The sequence below is a fragment of the Winogradskyella luteola genome, assembly GCF_019203985.1.
Taxonomy (GTDB): Bacteria; Bacteroidota; Bacteroidia; order Flavobacteriales; family Flavobacteriaceae; genus Winogradskyella; species Winogradskyella luteola.
Map to the genome: position 1 here is coordinate 98,509 of NZ_JAGSPD010000004.1, position 19,600 is coordinate 118,108.

Annotated in this window: 17 protein-coding genes; 7 read left to right on the forward strand and 10 right to left on the reverse strand. The window is 33.7% G+C overall.

What is annotated here, in order from left to right:
• Nucleotides 1-17: 17 nt before the first annotated feature.
• Complete coding sequence (locus KCG49_RS06135) at nucleotides 18-488, forward strand: regulatory protein RecX (protein WP_218545322.1); 471 nt, start codon at nucleotides 18-20, stop codon at nucleotides 486-488.
• 69 nt (nucleotides 489-557) lie between these two features.
• Here KCG49_RS06135 and KCG49_RS06140 read toward each other — a convergent pair whose 3' ends face one another.
• The 5 genes from KCG49_RS06140 to KCG49_RS06160 all read right to left on the reverse strand — a co-directional run bounded on the left by KCG49_RS06140 (nucleotide 558) and on the right by KCG49_RS06160 (nucleotide 6,487).
• Nucleotides 558-1,049: a DUF6646 family protein gene (locus KCG49_RS06140; protein WP_218545323.1), complete on the reverse strand. Its 492-nt coding sequence runs from the start codon at nucleotides 1,047-1,049 to the stop codon at nucleotides 558-560.
• A 60-nt stretch (nucleotides 1,050-1,109) separates the two neighbouring features.
• Nucleotides 1,110-1,970 carry a cupin-like domain-containing protein gene (locus tag KCG49_RS06145; RefSeq protein ID WP_218545324.1) on the reverse strand — a complete coding sequence of 287 codons (861 nt, stop codon included), beginning with the start codon at nucleotides 1,968-1,970 and terminating at the stop codon, nucleotides 1,110-1,112.
• A gap of 270 nt (nucleotides 1,971-2,240) precedes the next feature.
• A complete protein-coding gene (locus KCG49_RS06150) occupies nucleotides 2,241-3,668 on the reverse strand; it encodes a flotillin family protein (RefSeq protein WP_218545325.1) in 1,428 nt (475 codons plus the stop codon).
• A gap of 51 nt (nucleotides 3,669-3,719) precedes the next feature.
• Nucleotides 3,720-4,364, reverse strand: coding sequence for a hypothetical protein (locus KCG49_RS06155; protein WP_218545326.1), 645 nt, complete (start codon nucleotides 4,362-4,364; stop codon nucleotides 3,720-3,722).
• Nucleotides 4,365-4,666: 302 nt separating this feature from the next.
• Entirely contained in the window at nucleotides 4,667-6,487 is a 1,821-nt protein-coding gene (locus KCG49_RS06160; RefSeq protein WP_218545327.1) for a TonB-dependent receptor plug domain-containing protein, read from the reverse strand.
• A gap of 70 nt (nucleotides 6,488-6,557) precedes the next feature.
• Between KCG49_RS06160 and KCG49_RS06165 the strand changes: the two genes are divergently transcribed.
• Entirely contained in the window at nucleotides 6,558-8,054 is a 1,497-nt protein-coding gene (locus KCG49_RS06165; RefSeq protein WP_218545328.1) for an aminotransferase-like domain-containing protein, read from the forward strand.
• Here KCG49_RS06165 and KCG49_RS06170 read toward each other — a convergent pair.
• Nucleotides 8,044-8,460, reverse strand: coding sequence for a putative signal transducing protein (locus KCG49_RS06170; RefSeq protein WP_218545329.1), 417 nt, complete (start codon nucleotides 8,458-8,460; stop codon nucleotides 8,044-8,046). The two genes, KCG49_RS06165 and KCG49_RS06170, sit on opposite strands and share 11 nt — an antisense overlap.
• Nucleotides 8,461-8,509: 49 nt before the next feature.
• Here KCG49_RS06170 and KCG49_RS06175 point away from each other — a divergent pair, with 49 nt between their 5' ends.
• The 3 genes from KCG49_RS06175 to KCG49_RS06185 all read left to right on the forward strand — a co-directional run bounded on the left by KCG49_RS06175 (nucleotide 8,510) and on the right by KCG49_RS06185 (nucleotide 11,331).
• The gene (locus KCG49_RS06175) at nucleotides 8,510-9,766 is read left to right on the forward strand and encodes a Y-family DNA polymerase (RefSeq protein ID WP_218545330.1); all 1,257 of its coding nucleotides are present in this window, start codon (nucleotides 8,510-8,512) and stop codon (nucleotides 9,764-9,766) included.
• A 77-nt stretch (nucleotides 9,767-9,843) separates the two neighbouring features.
• A complete protein-coding gene (locus KCG49_RS06180; RefSeq protein ID WP_218545331.1) occupies nucleotides 9,844-10,287 on the forward strand; it encodes a LexA family protein in 444 nt (147 codons plus the stop codon).
• A gap of 192 nt (nucleotides 10,288-10,479) precedes the next feature.
• Complete coding sequence (locus KCG49_RS06185) at nucleotides 10,480-11,331, forward strand: OmpA/MotB family protein (RefSeq protein ID WP_218545332.1); 852 nt, start codon at nucleotides 10,480-10,482, stop codon at nucleotides 11,329-11,331.
• Between the two features lie 83 nt (nucleotides 11,332-11,414).
• Here KCG49_RS06185 and KCG49_RS06190 read toward each other — a convergent pair whose 3' ends face one another.
• From KCG49_RS06190 to KCG49_RS06205, 4 genes are all read right to left on the reverse strand, one after another.
• Entirely contained in the window at nucleotides 11,415-12,173 is a 759-nt protein-coding gene (locus tag KCG49_RS06190) for a CPBP family intramembrane glutamic endopeptidase (RefSeq protein ID WP_218545333.1), read from the reverse strand.
• Between the two features lie 18 nt (nucleotides 12,174-12,191).
• Nucleotides 12,192-12,695, reverse strand: a complete 504-nt coding sequence (locus KCG49_RS06195; RefSeq protein ID WP_218545334.1) for a hypothetical protein — start codon at nucleotides 12,693-12,695, stop codon at nucleotides 12,192-12,194.
• A 327-nt stretch (nucleotides 12,696-13,022) separates the two neighbouring features.
• Nucleotides 13,023-14,819, reverse strand: coding sequence for a ribonucleoside-diphosphate reductase subunit alpha (locus KCG49_RS06200; RefSeq protein WP_218545335.1), 1,797 nt, complete (start codon nucleotides 14,817-14,819; stop codon nucleotides 13,023-13,025).
• A 3-nt stretch (nucleotides 14,820-14,822) separates the two neighbouring features.
• Nucleotides 14,823-16,112: a ribonucleotide-diphosphate reductase subunit beta gene (locus KCG49_RS06205; RefSeq protein WP_218545336.1), complete on the reverse strand. Its 1,290-nt coding sequence runs from the start codon at nucleotides 16,110-16,112 to the stop codon at nucleotides 14,823-14,825.
• Nucleotides 16,113-16,915: 803 nt separating this feature from the next.
• On the opposite strand from KCG49_RS06205, the gene KCG49_RS06210 reads away from it, so the two are divergent.
• Nucleotides 16,916-17,650 carry a LytR/AlgR family response regulator transcription factor gene (locus tag KCG49_RS06210; protein ID WP_218545337.1) on the forward strand — a complete coding sequence of 245 codons (735 nt, stop codon included), beginning with the start codon at nucleotides 16,916-16,918 and terminating at the stop codon, nucleotides 17,648-17,650.
• 76 nt (nucleotides 17,651-17,726) lie between these two features.
• Entirely contained in the window at nucleotides 17,727-19,595 is a 1,869-nt protein-coding gene (locus KCG49_RS06215) for a tetratricopeptide repeat-containing sensor histidine kinase (protein ID WP_256259896.1), read from the forward strand.
• Nucleotides 19,596-19,600 lie beyond the last annotated feature (5 nt).

Below are 19,600 nucleotides of genomic sequence, written 5' to 3' on the forward strand. Positions count from 1 at the left end.
GTTATATTTTTAGCCATGTGAGCCTACAAAAAACATATACAGTCGATGAAGCGCAGAAAAAGCTTGAAAATTATTGCGCTTACCAAGAGCGTTGCCATAAGGAAGTAAGGTTAAAACTCAAGGATATGAAAATGATTCCTGAGGCTGTTGATAAAATTATTGTACATTTAATTCAGCAAAATTATCTCAACGAAGAACGCTTTGCAAAAGCCTTTGTTAGAGGGAAATTCAGAATTAAGAAATGGGGAAAGAATAGATTGACTAGAGAGTTGAAGTTTAGGGAAATTTCTAAGTATAGTATAGATGCTGCACTCAAAGAAATAGACTTGGATGACTATTACAAGACTTTAGATGAACTGACAAAAAAACGTATAGATGAGGTTAGAGAAAAAAACCAACTAAAGAAAAAAAAGAAAGTTGCTGATTACTTACTGTACAGAGGTTGGGAGTCTCATCTGGTGTATCAAAAGCTTAATGAATATTTATAAAAATGAGGCAGTCGAAAAGCTTAAGCATTTGATTGCAAATGCATTTCGACTGCACTCAATGTAACAGTTTTATAAATTAAAACTAGCACCTATATTTAATGTAAACTGGTTATAGATATAATAACCGACATCGGATTTGTCGTCACTATATTTTGCTAACGGAAATGCCGCTTCTGTGTATATACCAAAACCATCAGAAAAGAAGTAACGTGCACCGACGTGCCCTCCAAAATTCTTTAAGCTTAAGCTAAGACCAGGATAGAAATCGAGATTGTCGTCAATATTTATTACACTCCCTAAGTTGGCATTAAATCTCGCTTTTAAATCAAAACGATCACCAAAATCTGCATCTAAGCGGTCATCGATACCTAAAGCGTATGATGAGGATATACCAACAGACATATTATCACCTATACCATAATCATAGGTTACATTAATACCTGTGGCTTCATCTTGAAAGTTGGCACCAATCTGAAATTTCTGATCTCCTTTACCTTCAAAAACTTGTGAGTAACCAAAACCAAATGCCAATACTGCTATTACAAATACAATTTTTTTCATATCATAAATTTTTAAAATGTGGGCAAATATACAAATTGAATTTTATTTCTTGTAAGAAAATTAAACGAAACGATTTGTATTTATAATCGCTTTTTCATTTTTCCAGTCTATCCACCTTTGCCCTCTTATGCGTCTCATTAGGTTATCGTAATTCCGCATTAAAAAAACATTGTACAAAGCTTTGCCAAGGTTTTTAGGGTTTCTGGCAATGGCTCTTAAGCTCATTGAAAAACCTGGGGTTATGTAACGCATATAATGCCAATAGCCTTCTGGCATGTATAATACTTCACCATGGTTTAAATTACATATCCAGCCTTTGGCATGCTTAAGCGCAGGCCATTTTTCAAAATCTGGATTATGAAAATCTATATCTTCTCGTGTTATTAAAGAGTGTGGGACTTTATACAGATACTTATTCTGTTTTTGGTCGAATAGGATACATTGTTTTTTGCCTTCAAAATGAAAATGAAAAATATTGGCTAAATCAATATCATAATGCATAAACGTATAAGAGTCCTTACCGCCAAAGAACAGCATCGGTAAACCTTTCATTAGCCTAAGTCCAAAATCTGGATAGCTAAAATCTTTTTGTAGCTGAGGGACTTCTTTTAAAATGTTCCAAAGGAAAATTCTGAATTTTGTAGGTTCTCGTTTTAATAGATCAACATACTCATTCATCTTCATCGTGGCATGCGCTTCGTTAAACCCATCTTTATAGTCTACAGGTCTATCATCGTAAAGCGGAACAGTTTTATCACCGGCCACCTCTTTCATATAATCCAAACTCCATTTGGAATATGCAGGCCAATCTTCTATAAAACGTTCTATTACCACAGGTTTTTGCGGTTTAAAATAATGCTTTATAAAATCCTCTTTAGTGATGGTTTCAACACGAGGTATGTCTTGAAGATTTAATTTCAACGGTTAAAACTTTAGTGGCCAAAGTTAATAAAACGTTACCAAAACTGACTTATTGTTTATCTTGAATTTAAGATTAAAAGCTTTACAGCCATTTAGATTCTCGTTCTGTGGCATCTAAAATATCAATATTTAGAATTGTGGCGATTTGTTTTGCTTTTGCAAAAGCATCCTATTTATGCCTGTTTGTTAAAAGAGTTGTTAATTGCTACTTAAATTTTGAAGAAATAAAAGACCTGCAAGATGTTAAAAATTTTGCAGGTCTTTTAAAATTTAGTTGTCATTTGACTTGTCAATCTCAGCATCATCTGCTTCAATTTTCTTTTTGTCTTTACCTTTTAAATACTCAGGTAAATCCATACCGGCCATGTTAAACATTTCTTGTAAAGGTGGTACAGCCTTATACATGCCTGAGATAAAATTGGAGGTTGAAGACTTTCCATTTTTATTCCCTCCATTTTCCCAAACGGTTACCTTATCGATCTTAATGTTTTTGATAGCTTCAGCTTGAGTTTTAACCAGTTCAGGTAATTTATCAGCAATCAATAATAACACAGCGTCTTTAGAATTATTGCCAGCAGCTTTTACAATTTCATCGAGACCAGCAGCTTGCTTGGTTAAGACCTCATAAAGTCCTTTTGCTTCGGCTTGGGCTTTAAATAATATAGCATCGGCTTCACCTTTAGCACGTCTTCTAATACGCTCAGCTTCTGCTTCTGCATCGATTTCTACTTTCTTCTTATCAATTTCGGCAGGTACGATAACATCAGCCATCTGAGATGAGCGCTCGCGCTCTGCTCTAGCTAATTCAGCTTGTTGCTCTGCAGCGTAAGACTCCTCTAATGCTTTTGCAGACTGTACTTTTTCTGAAGCAATAGCTACACGCTCAGCTTCTGCTTCGCGCTGACGACGTAAAGAATCAGAGTTGGCAACAGCAATCTTAGCTGTGTTTTCACCTTCTACAGCTTGTGCATTTGCAGCAGCAACCTGAGTTCTTTCATCTTGTAAGGCATTAGCTTCACCGATAGAACCATCTCTGGTCTTTTCTGCAACTGATTTACGTGCTGCGTTAATAGCATGTGCTGCGGCTTCTTTACCAAGTGCTTCGATATAACCAGACTCATCAACGATATCTGTGATATTTACGTTGATTAACTTTAAACCAACTTTCCTTAATTCGGTTTCAACACTTTGAGAAATATTGGTTAAGAATTTATCTCTATCATTATTAATTTCTTCAATATCCATAGAGGCTACAACTAAACGTAACTGACCAAAAATAATTTCTTTAGCCAACTCTTGAATGTCTTGTAAGCCAAGGCCTAATAGACGCTCTGCTGCATTTTGCATTACGCCAGGTTCTGTAGATACACCAATAGTAAAACGTGAAGGCACATTAACACGAATATTTTGCTTAGATAAGGCATTTACTAAATTAACTTCTATAGAAATAGGTGTTAAATCTAAAAACTCATAATCTTGAATCACAGGGTAAATGAATGCCGCACCACCATGGATACACTTGGCAGATTTGCCTCCACCAACTTTACCATAGACTACTAAAATTCGATCCGATGGACAGCGTTTGTAGCGTTTTATTAGAATGACTAAGGTTAGAATAATAAATAGGGCTACAAAAATGAGCAGCATAGGTCCGCCAAAGCCTTCCATATTAATGTTTTCTTGAATGAGTAAGTTCATAGGACAATGATTTTTTAATGGTTAATATTCAGTTTTTTTAGTTAGTTTTAATTATTCGTTACTTAATAAATGCTTTCCTCCTTCACCGAGTTCTTTATTTTGTGATTGTGTAGGCTCAATGGGTTTACGTGTATGGTCTACAATTAGAATTCCATTTGAGGTAACATCGACAACTTTTATAATAGTTCCGGACTTTAAATCGTTTGCAGCATCCGTAAGTGCATCGAGTTCTCTAACAGTTCCCTGTACGTTAACAGAAACTTTTCCTATTCTTGAGCGATCAGCTCCAATGGTTAAATACACTTCGCCAACGGCATCTAACGCATTTTTGTATTTTAAAGTGCCACTATCGGCAAGTTTACTGATAAAGTAAAATAAAGTGGCCATTATTAACATCATTAATAATCCACAAACTACAGAAATAATAATAGTCATTGGTTTAGATAAGCCTGCGTCAATACAAGCAATACCGCTCCAGCCAAAAATGGTGAAAAAGCCTATTAGATTTTTAAAACTGATAAATTGAAATCCGGCACCTACATCGCCATCAAAGCCACCATCGACATCACTAATATCATCAGCATCTCCACCTGCAAAAGCCATAATCATTACTATTGTAAAAATAAAAGAGCCAATAATGGCAACAGCCCAATATATCTTAGCTAAAAACTCCAAGTTTGAAAACCATTCTGTCATAATTTATATGATTTATAATGCGTTAATAAATATACGACCATTGAAAGAATTTTTCATCTTATTTCTGAAAGTAAATCGGACACAGCATCGCCACCAAGAAAGACGTTTTAAGTCGTGGTTTTTTTGAAATCTTTTTTTGAACGGTTAATGTTCAAATTAGGAATGTCAATTGTAATTTGATGGTTATTGAAAAGTACGGTCGTCTCTATACTTTGGTAATCAAATAAGTTTTGATTTGAGACTTACTTTCAATATATCAGTAGCAATTGAGAGATTTTTGTTACAAAATCTTAAAAATATTTTTATTTGAAGTTATAGCGAAGTCCAAATAGCACATTACTTGGTGGCATCGGAGTAAAGCCGGTTTCAATATAATCTGCATCAAAAATATTGCTAGCTGTAATTGTAAATTCCATTTGCTTTAATCTGTAAACTAGGGAAGCGTCCCAAACATTGTAGGTTTGCCCAGTGGTACGTTCGGCATATTTGTATACAATATTCTGGCGCATATCTTTAAACAATTGTGTACTAAGACGTGTTGTATATTGATGCTTTAAGGTGTTTAAAGAATAACGTGATAATTCTTCATTTTGTTCCAAAATAGTATCATCTAAGTAGGCATAACCAAATGCTAAGGTCTGGGTAAACCCTTTTAATTTTAAATTATAGGCTGCATCAAATTCTAAACCTTTGGTATTTACTTCCGTAATATTAGTTGCTGTAAAGATTTCTTCTATAGTATTTGGTCTTATATAGTCGATAAGATTTTTAGCATCTCTGTTAAATACAGCAAGTGTAGCTCTAAATTTTGGAGTGATGTATTTAATGCCAACTTCTTGCGCAAAAGCTTCTTCTGGTTCTAAATCTGGATTTCCATTAGTGCGAGGGTCACTATAATACAAATCTGTGTACGTTGGTATCCTATAAGTGTAACCTACATTTCCATAGGCCTTTAAATCGTTGGTAATATCAAAACCAATATCTATACCGGGAAAGGCATGAAACTTAAAATCTGAAAAATAAGTCAATGCCACGCCAGGTGTAATATCTAGTTTGTTATTTAAGAGTGAAAACCGATGCTCTAGAAATACATTAGTCATAAAACGATTACGATTACCTAGATTATTACTTCTTAGGTATATTTTAGATAGGTCTATCCCAAAACCGGTAATACCAAGTTTTGAAACGTAAGAGGCGTTTGCTTCCGCGCCGATTTTATCCGAAATATGAAAATTTCTGAAAAAGTTAGGTTCAAAACGTCTCAATAAGAACATATCTTGATTACGCTTCCAATAGACTCTGGGTTGAATTTTAAGATTATTTTTTCTAAACGTCGTTGTGAACGCAATTAGACTATTTTGAGTTTCTTCGTACTCATTAAATGTTGGATTTGTGGTGTAAAAATTTTCAGCACCAAATTTACGCTCAAAAAATGTGGCAATCATTTCAATGGGTTGTGCATTTTTATTGAAAACACTTTTTAGAAAGTAATTTGAATTATCATAGTCTGAATTATTTCTATAACCATTTGAAGTGACCCTACCAACATGTACTATATGCGAAGAGTTTTCTAATTCTGTGCCAGCGGTAGCATTTCCATTTAACTGACCAAAGGATCCGGTTTCTAAATTGGCCGAAACCAAATTATTCAGGTTCTTTTTAGTCACAATATTTATAGCACCTGTAAATGCATTTTGCCCAAATACACGAGCGGCAGGACCTTTAATAATTTCTATACGCTCAATAACTTCAATTGGTAAAGCGGCATTCATAGTGTGATGGCCAGTTTGTGCATCATCCATTTTAATACCGTCGATAAGTAAAAGTGTTTGGTCAAAACCTCCGCCTCTAATATAAAGGTCCGCTTGGCTACCACCAGTACCACGACGTCTTATATCTACACCAGCGACTTGTTGTAATAGATCAGCAACATTTACAGCAGCACTGTTCTTAATATCAGTTGAGGTAATAATATTAATTGTTCGGGAGTTTTCTCTAAATGGCAAATCAATTCTCGCCCCTGTTAGCGTAACAGAATCTAATTTTTGTCGAGGGATGTCTTGTGCATTAAGTTGAAAACCAATAATTAGTATAATAGTACAAAGGATGTATATTTTTCTCATGATGTAATAAAATTTGAAGTTGCAAAAATCGTAACTTTCCGGACGATTACAATAGTCCACTTTTAAAACAATGAATAGTCCGGTTAATAATGTATTGAAACAACTGATTACATTCGATAAATCCTTAGTGCAACCTGTGTACATACAAGTGGCTCAGCAAATTATAAATGCCATTCAGCGAGGTTATATATCTAAAGGCAATAAACTACCAGGTACACGTACTTTAAGCCACTTATTAAATATTCACAGAAATACGGCTGTAGCTATTTATGATGAACTGGCATCACAAGGATGGGTAGACATTATGGCTAATAAGGGTACTTTTGTCTTGGAGCCAGAACAAACTACGGCAAAAATAAAAGCCACGGGCAAACCCATGAATCTGGCTTACACATATCCAAAAGAAGCTGGTTTTCCTTTTCAAACATCATTTCATTTAGCATCTACAACACAAGAAACAACGGCAAAATATATTATAAACGATGGTAGGCCAGATTTGCGGTTGCATTCTGCACATCAGTTTTCGAAATGGTATAGTGCAGCCATGAAACGAAGACCATTAATACATAAATGGAACCGATCATCTATTTCAACACCTTTCAAATTTAAAACTCAGCTTTGTAATTATTTAAATGCTACACGCGGGTTTCATATCACTCCAAGTAATTTAATGAGCACGCGAAGTACAGAAATGAGCCTTTACGTTGTATCCCAATTACTGATAAAGCAAAATGATGTGGTTTTGGTAGGACAGTTAAGTCATTATGCTTCAAATACCATTTTTCAAGAAGCGGGTGCTACCATAAAAACTGTTCCTGTGGACGATAATGGTCTGGATGTTGAGTACATTAAAAAGCATTTTGTTAAAAATAGCATTCGGTGTGTTTATGTATGTGCACATAGACACTACCCAACGACAAAAACTTTGAGCGCCGAAAGGCGATTACAGCTTCTACAGCTGGCAAAAACCTATGGCTTTGCCATTATTGAAGATGACTATGATTACGATTTTCAGTTTGAAGGTTCGGCCATGTTACCAATGGCAACTGCAGATGCAGATGGTATGGTTATTTACTTAGGTAAAATGGGCCAGTCCTTGTTTACAAGTTTTCAATCTGGTTTTGTGGTAGCACCAGAGAATTTAATTTCTGAAGCCAATAACTACTTAACTTTACTTGACGAGCAGGGAGATTTAATACAACAGCAAATGTTGTCTGAGTTGATTTCTGAAGGTGAAATTTACAGATTGGTCAAAAAAAGCAACTTGGTTTACAAACAACGTTGTGATTGCCTTTGTGAGCATTTAAAGTATTATTTTAAAGATATCGTAACTTACAAAAAACCTTCAGGCGGGTTAGCTATTTGGTTGGAATTCTGCAGAAGAATTTCGTTAGTAAAACTTGCGGAAGAAGCCGAAAAAATAGATGTATTTCTTCCAAAAACCATTCTTTATCAAAATAAAAATACCTGTTCTATTCGCTTTGGTTTTGCGCATTTAAATGAAGAGGAAATAAAATCTGTAGTTATAAAACTAAGAAGCGCTTATGATAAAGTTGCTAATTTTTAGCAGCAATTACAGTATCGCAAGCTTCACACTTGTATTGATAGCGTGTACTAAACGGTAATGTACCCGATATAACGCCAATTATAAATGAGAAAAAGGATTTAAAATCTGTTATTGTGGAATATAGACCTACACGTTCTTGGTGACAGTTAGGACATTTTATGGCATTCCCATTATCATCTGTAGAATAAGACCGAATGGAATTTAAAATAGCTCTGGCAGCTTTTTCATCCTTGGATAGCACCTTAAGTTTTACGCCCCCAATGGCATTACTTACCAAAGGATCTGTATCGATAGTAATATTATCTCTAAGAAATACTTCTATACCTTCTGCTTCTAATCTCCCTTTTATAATTTGAGCCTCAGATGAATATTGATATCGCGCTATAGTAATGAAAGTGTTTGACATGTTGTAAAGATAATTAAAACCTGAAAGGTCTTTTTGTATCTTTACATTTATGTATGCCTTAGTAGATTGTAATAATTTTTATGCGTCTTGTGAACGCGCTTTTAATCCTAACTTAAAAGGACAACCAGTTGCTATCCTCAGTAATAATGATGGTTGTGTTATTTCCATGAGTGATGAAGCAAAAGCGTTACAACTGCCTTTTGGAGCACCAATCTTTAAATGGGAAGGGTTTTGTAAAGTTAATAATATTAAAGTGCTATCCTCAAATTACCCATTATATGGCGATATGAGTAACCGTGTAATGAAAATTTTAGAGCAATTTACACCAGACGTTGAGGTATATAGTATAGACGAAGCTTTTCTTCAGTTTAAGGGATTTAATGATTGCGATTTTGAAGATTACGGACATCAAATCAGAAAACGTATTCTCAAATGGACGGGTATTCCAACCTGTGTGGGTATAGCGCCAACGAAAGCACTGAGTAAAGTTGCCAATAAGATTGCAAGGAAATTTCCGGAAGAAACAAAAGGATCGTATGTTATAGATTCTGAAGAAAGTAGAATTAAAGCTTTAAAATGGATAAAGCTCGAAAGCGTTTGGGGTATTGGTCATGGTTTACAAAAACGATTAAAAGCCAAAGGTTGTAAAACAGCCTATGATTTTACGCAGTTATCGGATGAATGGGTCAGAAGAACATTTTCAATAACAGAATGGAAACTCAAAAAAGATTTAGAGGGTATTTCTAAAATCAAGCTAGACGAACCAACTCAAAAACGCGCCATTGCCACAACCCGAAGTTTCGATTATACGTATGATGATATTAATTATATAAAAGAGCGTGTCTCTACTTTTGCAGCAAGTTGTGCCGAGAAATTACGGAAACAAGGCTCTAGCTGCCATATGGTTATAATAACATTGAGTAGTAATAGGCATAAAAAAGATCAAGAACAACATCGGGCAAGTAAAATAGTAAGTTTTCCATATCCTACGGATTCGTCACTGCTAATTAGTAGAGCAGCTGTTAGTGCTGTAAAGTCTATTTACAAAACAGGAATTAAGTATAAAAGGGCAGGAGTTATCGTTACGGGTTTAGTGCCTACAGATAATTATCAGTTGGATATGTTTAGTAAAGAAGACCCCAAACATAAACCTTTAATGTCTGCCATTGACGCTATAAATAAAAGATATAAAGGCGATAAAATTAAATTAGGAAATCAAGACTTAGAACGTACCTGGAAAATGCGACAAGAACGACTTTCGCCTAGATACACCACAAATATTAATGATATCATTGTGGTAAAATAAATGAGGTCCCTGCCTACGCAGAAATCTTATAAATTGAAGTTAAACTTAAAAAGATCACCGTTTTGCGGCGAATAAATATGATAGCACATAAATCGAATAACTTAACTTTTTTCATTCCAGAATCCATTGAAGATGCTGGGGTAAATTTTTTTGATACCGGAATTTCAGCAGGGTTTCCGTCTCCAGCAGATGATTTTAAAGAACAACGCTTATCTCTAGACGATGAGCTGGTTAAAAACAAAGAAGCCACATTTTATGCACGAGTAAGCGGACAATCTATGATTGGTGCAGGGTTAGATGATAATGATTTATTAGTTATTGATAGAAGCCTAGAGCCAGAGAACAATAAAATTGCGGTGTGCTTTTTAGATGGTGAGTTTACCGTAAAACGCTTAAGAGTTTCTGATGGTGAAGTCTGGCTTCAGCCAGAAAACCCAGATTATCCGATTATAAAAATAACAGAGGATAATGATTTTTTAATTTGGGGAATTGTTACAAATGTCATTAAAAAACTATACTGATGTTGATCATTAATTAGCTCAATATGCCTGTCATTTTATCTAAAATATTAAAGTGAATAAATGCCTTAGAAATCTCTAAGGCATTTTTTTTGAGTTAAACAAAATTTTGAATAGAGCAGTAGTTAAACATCCAAGCAAGTAATTTCGTCGTATATGTAAGTGTATTGAATAAATTAACCTAAAAATTTAAACATGAAGAAAATTTCAATTCTTTTAGTAACAGCAATTCTTTTGAGTTCTTGTGTTTCAAAAAAGAAATACATAGCCCTAGAGCAAGAGAATGGTGAGATTAAAAGTCAACTAACCAAAACCCAGGTAGAAAAAGAAGACTTGGAAAACAAATTTGCTAAAATTCAAGCACGTGTTGATAGATACAATGATAAGATTAGCTCATTAAACGAAGATGTTGAAGGTCTTAAAATTGAAAACGACATTAAATTAGGCGTTAATGCAGATGGCACAGTAATCTCTAATGAGAGTAAGCGTAAAATGCTAGCAACATTAGAGAATGTGGATCCTGCAAAACTAGCTGAAGCCAAAACTTTAAAAGATTCTATGAACTTAGCGGTTCAGTATAATCTTGAAAAAACTATGGATACTTCAGATTTAAACGAAGACGAAGACATTGCCGTAAACATTAATGAGACTGTGGTAATGATTTCGATTTCAGATAAGATGTTATTTAATTCTGGTAGCTATAGAATTAGCAGCAAGGCCAATAACATACTTCAAAAATTGGCAGATGTTATCAATTCTGAAGAAAGTATCGATGTTATGGTAGAAGGTCATACAGATTCCAGAAGTATTAATACCGAAAAAATTAAGGACAATTGGGATTTAAGTGTATTAAGAGCAACATCAGTTGTTAGAAAATTACAGAACAAGTACAATGTAGATCCGACTAAGTTGATTGCTTCTGGTCGTAGCAGCTACCAACCTTTAGTTGAAAACAACACGAGCGAAAATCGTTCTAAAAACAGAAGAACACGTATTATATTAATGCCAAACATTGATAAGTTCTTTGCTTTAATGGAGGCGAATTAATCCATTATAAATAGAGGTGAAAAAAAGCACTCTCCCGTACAGTTCGGCATTGAGTGCTTTTTGTTTTTATACGTTTCTAAAAATTACAATTCCAAGAAGTAAGTATTGTAGATATAATAGTCTATCATTATTACTATAAAATTGTGGATAAAATGAATAACTATGCCATACCACAAGGTGTTATATTTACTACGAATGTAACCAAGGATTAATCCAAAAGGTAAAATCCAAATCAGCGATATAAACGAAAAATGTACCAATGCAAAAATAAAAGCTGTTGCGATTATAGTTACGTTTTCGCTTGCTACCTTCTGTAGCTGATTAAATAAAAATCCTCTAAAAGCAAGCTCCTCAAAAATAGGTGGCATAATCGCTGTAAATAGGATTGCCCAAAATAAAGGGTGCTCTAAATATACATAGCCACCATAATAACTTTCGTCAACAGATCCGAACAAAAATGAGTTAGCATGCTCTACAGTAAAGTATACCGTAAATGCTGAAAAAACAGGAAATGCAACTGTGAATATTAATATTTTCCAATCTATTATAGGTAGTTTATAAAGCTTTAAAATTCCTTTAAAATCAACTAAAGAAAACCCTACAACTAATAAAGCAAAGACACTTTCAATCGCTATTTCTATATTAATATTTGTTGGATATTCTGAATATAAAAAATAGCTAACTACAGCAAAAAGAAGAAAAACCGCATAGAAAACAATAATGATGTTTAGAGACGATGTTCTTGTCTCAAGATTAGTTTTCTTAAGCGAATTACCACAATTGGTACAAAATTTTGCTTGATTTTTAACTATGGCTTTACAACGACTACAGCTATTATTCATATTTTAAAATGAAAGCGTTTATTTTTTAATTGACGAAGCTGAATACACACCTTTACCCAAATAAGCAATTATAATTATTTTAAAAATTATCCCTTTTATTAGGGTCTCAGGTAAAAGTATTGCAGAAATAATTACCGTGGTCAAATACAATAAAAGGCCAAGCAGTATTGCCACTAAAGGTTTTTGGGAAGTCCATGATCCTAAAGCCAAATAAATAACACCAAGTATAACATTGGTAACTAAAACTGCTATATCTTGATTGTTAAAAAAACTAATTATGCCAAAAACCAACGTAATACCAGCCATAACATAAAGTACATTTCTTGCAGATTTTATTTTTTTATCCGCATCCATATGTTGGTTGTTTTCCATAGCTCTTCTGGCATGGAATTGAGCAACTTCTTTATCAGTGCCTTTTTCTGGGAAACCACATTCTGAGCAATATATTTCTTCAGTATCCATGGCTGTTTTGCAAATAGAACAAGTAGGTTCTTTGGTTTCTATACTTATTTCATTTTCCATATCTTGGAGCATTATATTTTGTTGAAACGTCCAATATAGAGAAAAAGCCCTTACTTTAGTATACATCAAACAAATACTCGATATGATCGAAAAAATATCGATTACGTTTCTATAGTAAGCGAAGAAGATTTAAATATCAAAAAACCAGAGAATGGTATTGTAATAAAAATTCTGAAAATGAATTTAGCATGACAACTATTCATATTTATCGTATTTATGACTTAGATTCTTCATTGCGCTCTGAATGACAATAAGCAAAAAAGCATCTCAGAAATGAGATGCTTTTTTGATACTTAATTTTGGGATCCCCGCTTTCGCAGAAATTTATTAGCCTTCACAGCTTGTACATTCTTTCTTCTGCTTAAATTTCTGTGCGGCATTCATACTGTGTTGGTAGTACAATGACTTTACACCTAATTGCCATGCGGTAACATAAATTTTATTGATGTCCTTAACTGGCATATCTGGATGTACCATGATGTTTAAAGACTGACCTTGGTCGATATGATTCTGTCTATTTGCCGCCTGATAAATGAGAGTCATTTGGTCGATTTCAGAATAGGTTTTAAACACATCCTTTTCAAGTTCTGTCAATCCTTCTAAATGCTGTACAGAACCATCATAATCGCGTATACTTCTCCAAATCTCAGGTGTGTTCATCCCCTTTTCTTCAAGAAGTGCCAATAAATATGGGTTCTTAATTGTGGTCTTAATCTTAGCAATATCTTTCACATAACAGTTAGACCATATCGGTTCAATACCTTGAGATACTTGCCCTAAGATAAAAGCAGAAGACGTTGTTGGTGCCACAGCGTTTAATGTAGCATTACGTCTTCCGTAACCTTTTAATACTTCTGGCTCACCAAATTTTTCAGCTAATTCTTCTGATGCTTTAACTGATTTTTCTTTAATGGTCTTAAAGATTTCACTATTAAGGTTAAAGGCTTCCTGACTATCAAAAGGTAACATTTTAGATTGCAATAATGAGTGCCAACCTAAAGCGCCCATTCCTAAAGCTCTATTTTCCTTAGCAAAGTTGTAAGCTTTCTCCATAAACAAGAAGGTCTGTCTGTCATCTCTGTCTGGCGAATCTCTATATACTTCTAACTTCGTTACAAACTCTTCTAAAACGGCATCTAAGAAATAGATCATAGTTTCAACTGCATCTGTATTTTTCCACTTATCGTAATGCAATAAGTTTATTGAAGACAATACACATACAAAAGACCATCTGTCGTTTGTTGGTAACATAATTTCTGAACACAAGTTGCTTGCGTAAATCTCATGTTTATTTTCTTGATAAACCTCTGGTGCAGCATTGTTTGCATTATCTTTAAAGAAGATATAAGGGTATCCTATTTCACCTCTTCGTTGCAATACTTTTGCCCAAATAGCTCTTTTTTCAGTATCGCCATCGATCATTTCTTGCATCCACTCGTTACCAACGGTAACACCATGTGTTAACTCTTGTATAGGATTACCTTCTGTACCAATTTCTAAAAACTCATGTATATCATTGTGTTCGATAGGCAGATATGGGGAAAAGCGACCTCGTCGCACTGAGCCTTGACTTACAACATCAACCATTTTTTCAAACAATTGCATAATATGTACGGCTCCAGAAGATTCTCCATTATTTTTTACTGGCGCACCTCTATGACGAAGTTTACCAAAATAACCTGAAGTACCACCACCTAACTTAGACATCATACCAACTTCTGATTGTGTGTAGAGTATATCTCCCATATCATCAGAAATATGTGAACCAAAACAACTGATTGGTAAACCACGCTTTTTACCAAAATTAGACCATACCGGTGATGCCAAAGAGTAAAAGCCTTCTGCCATATAGCCATAGAACTTATCTGCAAAACCATCAATTTTTAAGATGCGCTCTGCATTATTAGCTATTTCTCTAATTCTTGCTTCGGGAGTTGTCCCTTCCGTAAGATAACCAGAGGATAAAAATTTACGGCTATGTTCTGTTAACCATTTTATTTCAGGTTCTGCTTTTGCCTCCTTTATGGCTTCTTTTCTAGCCTTAATCAATTCATCGTGAGGTGAAGCTGTAGTTTGAGGGTTTACTACTTTGTTTTCGAAGTCTAAGTTAGTTTTGTCGTTCATGGTTTAAAATAAGTCGTCGCTAGTTATACTTTTAGTTCTTTTGCTATAGTTAATAGAGCGTTTTACGAAGAAGTCTCCGTGTTTGGTACCAATGATTTCATCATCAAACCATTCGGTCTGCTCTAGCAAGCTCTCGTCAATATCAAATATCTTATCAATGCCGATACTTTCAAGGGAGTTATTGAATCGGTTTTTTATAAATTCGTTTATTACGTTTTTAGGAAGGAAGTCTAATTCACCTGCTTCAAAAATCCAATCGATGATTCTACTTTCAGAATCAAAGGCTTCTTCACACATCACCCTAACTATGGTTTTATATTCTTCGCCAAACCATGTTGGGTTTTCGTCTTTGATAATTCTAATCACATCGATACCAAAATCACCATGAATTTGCTCTTCTTTAGAAGTCGCTTCAACAACATTAGAAATGCCTTTGAGCATATTTTTATGTTTGTTAAAAGCCATTATGATTAAAAATTGTGAAAACAAAGACACATGTTCTATAAAGAGTGAGAACAATAAAATAGATTCTGCATACTCTTTGTTGTCTTCACTTTTTGCATTCTTTAAAGCGGTTTCCAGATAATGAACACGTCTCATTATTACAGGATTCTTCTTTAATCTTTTAAACTCGTTATTAAGCCCAAGGATTTCCAATAAATGAGAATACGCATCGTGGTGGCGTACTTCACTTTCTGCAAATGTTGCTCCTACAGACCCAATTTCTGGTTTTGGCATTTTATGGTAAATATCTCCCCAAAATGTTTTTACTGCAACTTCGATTTGCGAAATGGCAAGCATAGTGTTTTTTATGGCGTTTTGCTCAACAACGGTAAGCCTGGCCTTAAAATCTTGAATATCACTGGTAAAGTTAAATTCTGAATGAATCCAGTACGAATGTCTAATGGCATCCACGTATTCGTTTAGTGCAGGATATTCGTAAGGTTTTAGATTGATACGCTTTTCAAAAATATTTGTCTTTCTATTTCTGGCTTGCTCATCTCTATACAGAATGTATGCTTTTGCAACGTCCAAAAACTGGCTGTCCATCAATTTGACTTCAACAAGATCCTGAACCTCTTCTACAGTCGGTACATACTTATAATCTTTAGCCTTTCTGTCTAATAATTCTTGTAGCACTTTTACAGCAATGGTATTGGCATCTTCTTTGGTGCCATTTCCAACTGACATCATCGCTTTTTCAACTGCATTGGAAATTTTGTTTAAAACAAATGGACTCGTTTCGTAATCTCTTTTTATTATCTCTTTGATTTCTAGTTGTTTAGTTTCCATAGTTTGTTTTAATTTAGAGGCTAAAAGACCTGTAGAATAATTGCTCAATTACTCCGAATTCAATTAGCAAATGCCTGTAATATTGTGTTAAATTCTTCCTATTAGAGGAATAAAAAGAGGCATGAAATTTTCAAAAACAGAGATTTTTTTAAAAGGCTAAAAAACCACTACTAAAATCTATTTTCTACTTTGCCCTGAACAAAGATTGATAATTGTCGTTAAAATTAAAAGACAATATCGTAAACGTTGTCAACAAGTTTTTAACAAACCAAGGTATTGCCCATAAAACCTAATGGTTTTATAAAATTTTATATTAAATAATTGATAATCAAATACTTAATAAATTTTTATAATTATTTTATTGTAGGTTTTATCGTATGAAAATTAAGGTTAGTGGGCGTGTTTATTGATGATTTATATTTTGATTTTAAAAAGTGTATAACGAAAAAGAGCGTTTTAAAAAACGCTCTTTTTCTCCCTAATAACTAACTAAGTAATGAAAAGCAACCCTTAATTGCTTTATAGTAAATTAACACTCAAATAAAATTTAAGCATTACATTTTAATCTTAAGAGCAAACCCTCAATAAGCTCTTAATTTTGGTCAGCTTTATACTTCAAATATCCTTATAAATACAAGTTCCCAATACCCAAAATGTATAAATGGTAAAAAAACGTGTATAATTGGATATGAGTATTTTAGCTGTTGGTTGGTGACACATTATACATAAAATTCTACACGATATACATAAAAGCATTTTAGAAATTTAAGATATGTATATATTTATAATCTATATATTTAGCTATGTTAAAATCTGTAATTGTTGATGATGAACCAAAGGCTATTCAAAGTTTAATTTGGGAGCTTAATAACTTTAAGGAAGAGATCGAAGTTACTGCGTCTTTTACAAACCCAGAAGAAGCACTAAAGTATTTGGCATCCAATACACCAGACTGTCTGTTCCTAGATGTACAAATGCCAACCATTGGCGGTTTTCAGTTTTTGGAGCAGTTAGAAGATGTTAATTTTGCGGTTGTCATTACTACGGCATATGATGAATATGCGATAAAAGCTCTTAAACACGAAGCTATTGACTACCTCTTAAAACCAATTGATTCTGATGATTTAAGAGAAACTATAGCTAAAATTAAAAAACATAGCGACCGTAATCTCAATGCTGAAAAGTTTGAACGTATACTGTCAAATTTCAATACTAAATTTGATAAAAAACGAATCACCATAAATGCTGATGGTAAGCTGCTCTTTTTAGATGTGGATGATATTATATATGTGGAATCTGATGGTAACTACAGCACACTTTTTCTTCAAGATCAGAAAAAGATTGTAGTCACAAAAAAACTTAAAGAGGTTGATTCTATACTTCCGGAACATTATTTCTTTAGAATTCATAATTCGTACATCATTAACCTTAATAAAATAAAGGCATTTATTAAAAATGAAGGTTATGTTATTATGGATAGCAATCATAAAATCCCTGTTGCCAGACAACGAAAATCCGATTTTCTGGAAAAATTATAATTAAAAACGGTAAAACTTGAATAATAGCGTTTCATATAAATTTTTTAAACTTTTCTTAGTATGCTGTACTTATACTTTGACTGGAAATGCACAAGATTTAGATTTTGAAACCACATTAGACGATATTACCAAAACTAAGCCCACAACTTATATTGGTATTGACAGTTTACTTAAACCTTTTGAAAGGGATAGCGTAAAGATGCAGCATGTGTTAGAGATGTCTAAATTGAATGCCTATAATGAAGGTACGAGTTATGCACTGAACGCATTAGGGGTTATAAATAGAAATATTTCCAATTATGACAAATCCATAAAATTACATGAAGAAGCAAAATCTTTTGCAGACAAAGCAGATAGCGATGAGTTAAGGATTGTAAGCCTTAATATGATTGGTGTTGCATATAGGCGTATGGATATTATTAAACCGGCTCTAGATTACCATACACAAGCTTTAAAGATTGCTTATGAGGCTAGTAATCCTTCACCTACTGTGAGCTACAATATTGCGGTTTCGCAAAATAGTATTGGTAATATTTATCTGGCTCTTAAGCAATATGATATTGCCCTTATACAGTTTAGAAAATCACTTGAGATAGAAGAAAAAGCAGATAACAAACTGGGCCTGGCCATTAACTACCACAATATAGGTTATGCGGAAGAAGCCAAAGGGAATTTAGATGTGGCATTAGCCAACTATGAAAAATCCCTGTACTATAATGAAACCATCAATTCTGAAGTTGGCCGAATGATTTGCTTTAACAGTATTGGAGGCATCTATCTCAAAAAAGAAAATTATGAAAATGCTGAGCCCATAATTAAGGATGCACTAAAAAAAGCTTTAGCTCTAAAGGATCAGTTTTATATCGCATCATCCTATATTAATCTGGGTCAGTTAGAGATTGAATTAAACCAAATTTCTGAAGCAGAAAAGAATCTAAAAAAAGGGCTCGAAGTAGCAAATACCTATAATTTAAAATCATCAATTGCAGCGTCTAGTAAACTGTTGTCGGAAGTCAATCAGAAAAAGGGAAATTATAAAACAGCTTTAGAATATTATCAAAAGGCTGTTGGTATAGAAAACACAATTCTTACGGAACAGAATCTTCAATACGTCAATGATATTGTTATCGAATACGAGAATGAAAACAAGAATAATCAAATTAAGGCATTGGCTTCAGAAAATGAAGCGGTTCGTCTACGGTTAGAACGTAATAAAAATATTTTTTGGTATTCAATGCTTACGCTATTTTTAATTGGCACTGCCATGTTTGTTATTAATAGAAACAGAACTTTAAAGCAGGATAAACAAATTTTAACCTTAGAGCAAGATATGTTGAGAAGCCAGATGAATCCTCACTTTATCTTTAATTCGCTTAATTCCATAAAGCTTTATATTATTAATAATGAAAAAGAGAATGCTGTTTATTACTTGAATAAATTTTCGAAATTGATTCGTAAGATTTTAATCGCATCCAAGGAAAAAGAAACCACCTTGCAGGACGAACTCGATACCATGAAACTTTACATGAATATTGAGAATATCCGTTTTGATAATGAAATAGACTTTAAAATAAACGTAGATGAATCTCTAAATACGGAAATCACCAAAGTACCATCTTTGATTCTTCAACCGTTTTTAGAAAATGCTTTATGGCATGGGTTATCCTCTAAGCCAAATGATAAAAAAATAATATTAAATGTTTTTAAAAATTCTTCAGACTATATCACAGTTGAAATTATAGATAATGGTATTGGTAGAATTGCTTCAAAGAAAATAAAGGATAACAAAAAATTAAAACGAAAATCTGTTGGGATAGATATTACCAAAGCGCGTTTGGCCAACTTCTCTAAAGCTTTTGAACATTCCTATACTCTAGATATTGATGATTTATATGAAAGCGATACACCCTCTGGTACTAGAGTGACCTTAAACATTCCTGTGTAAAAAGG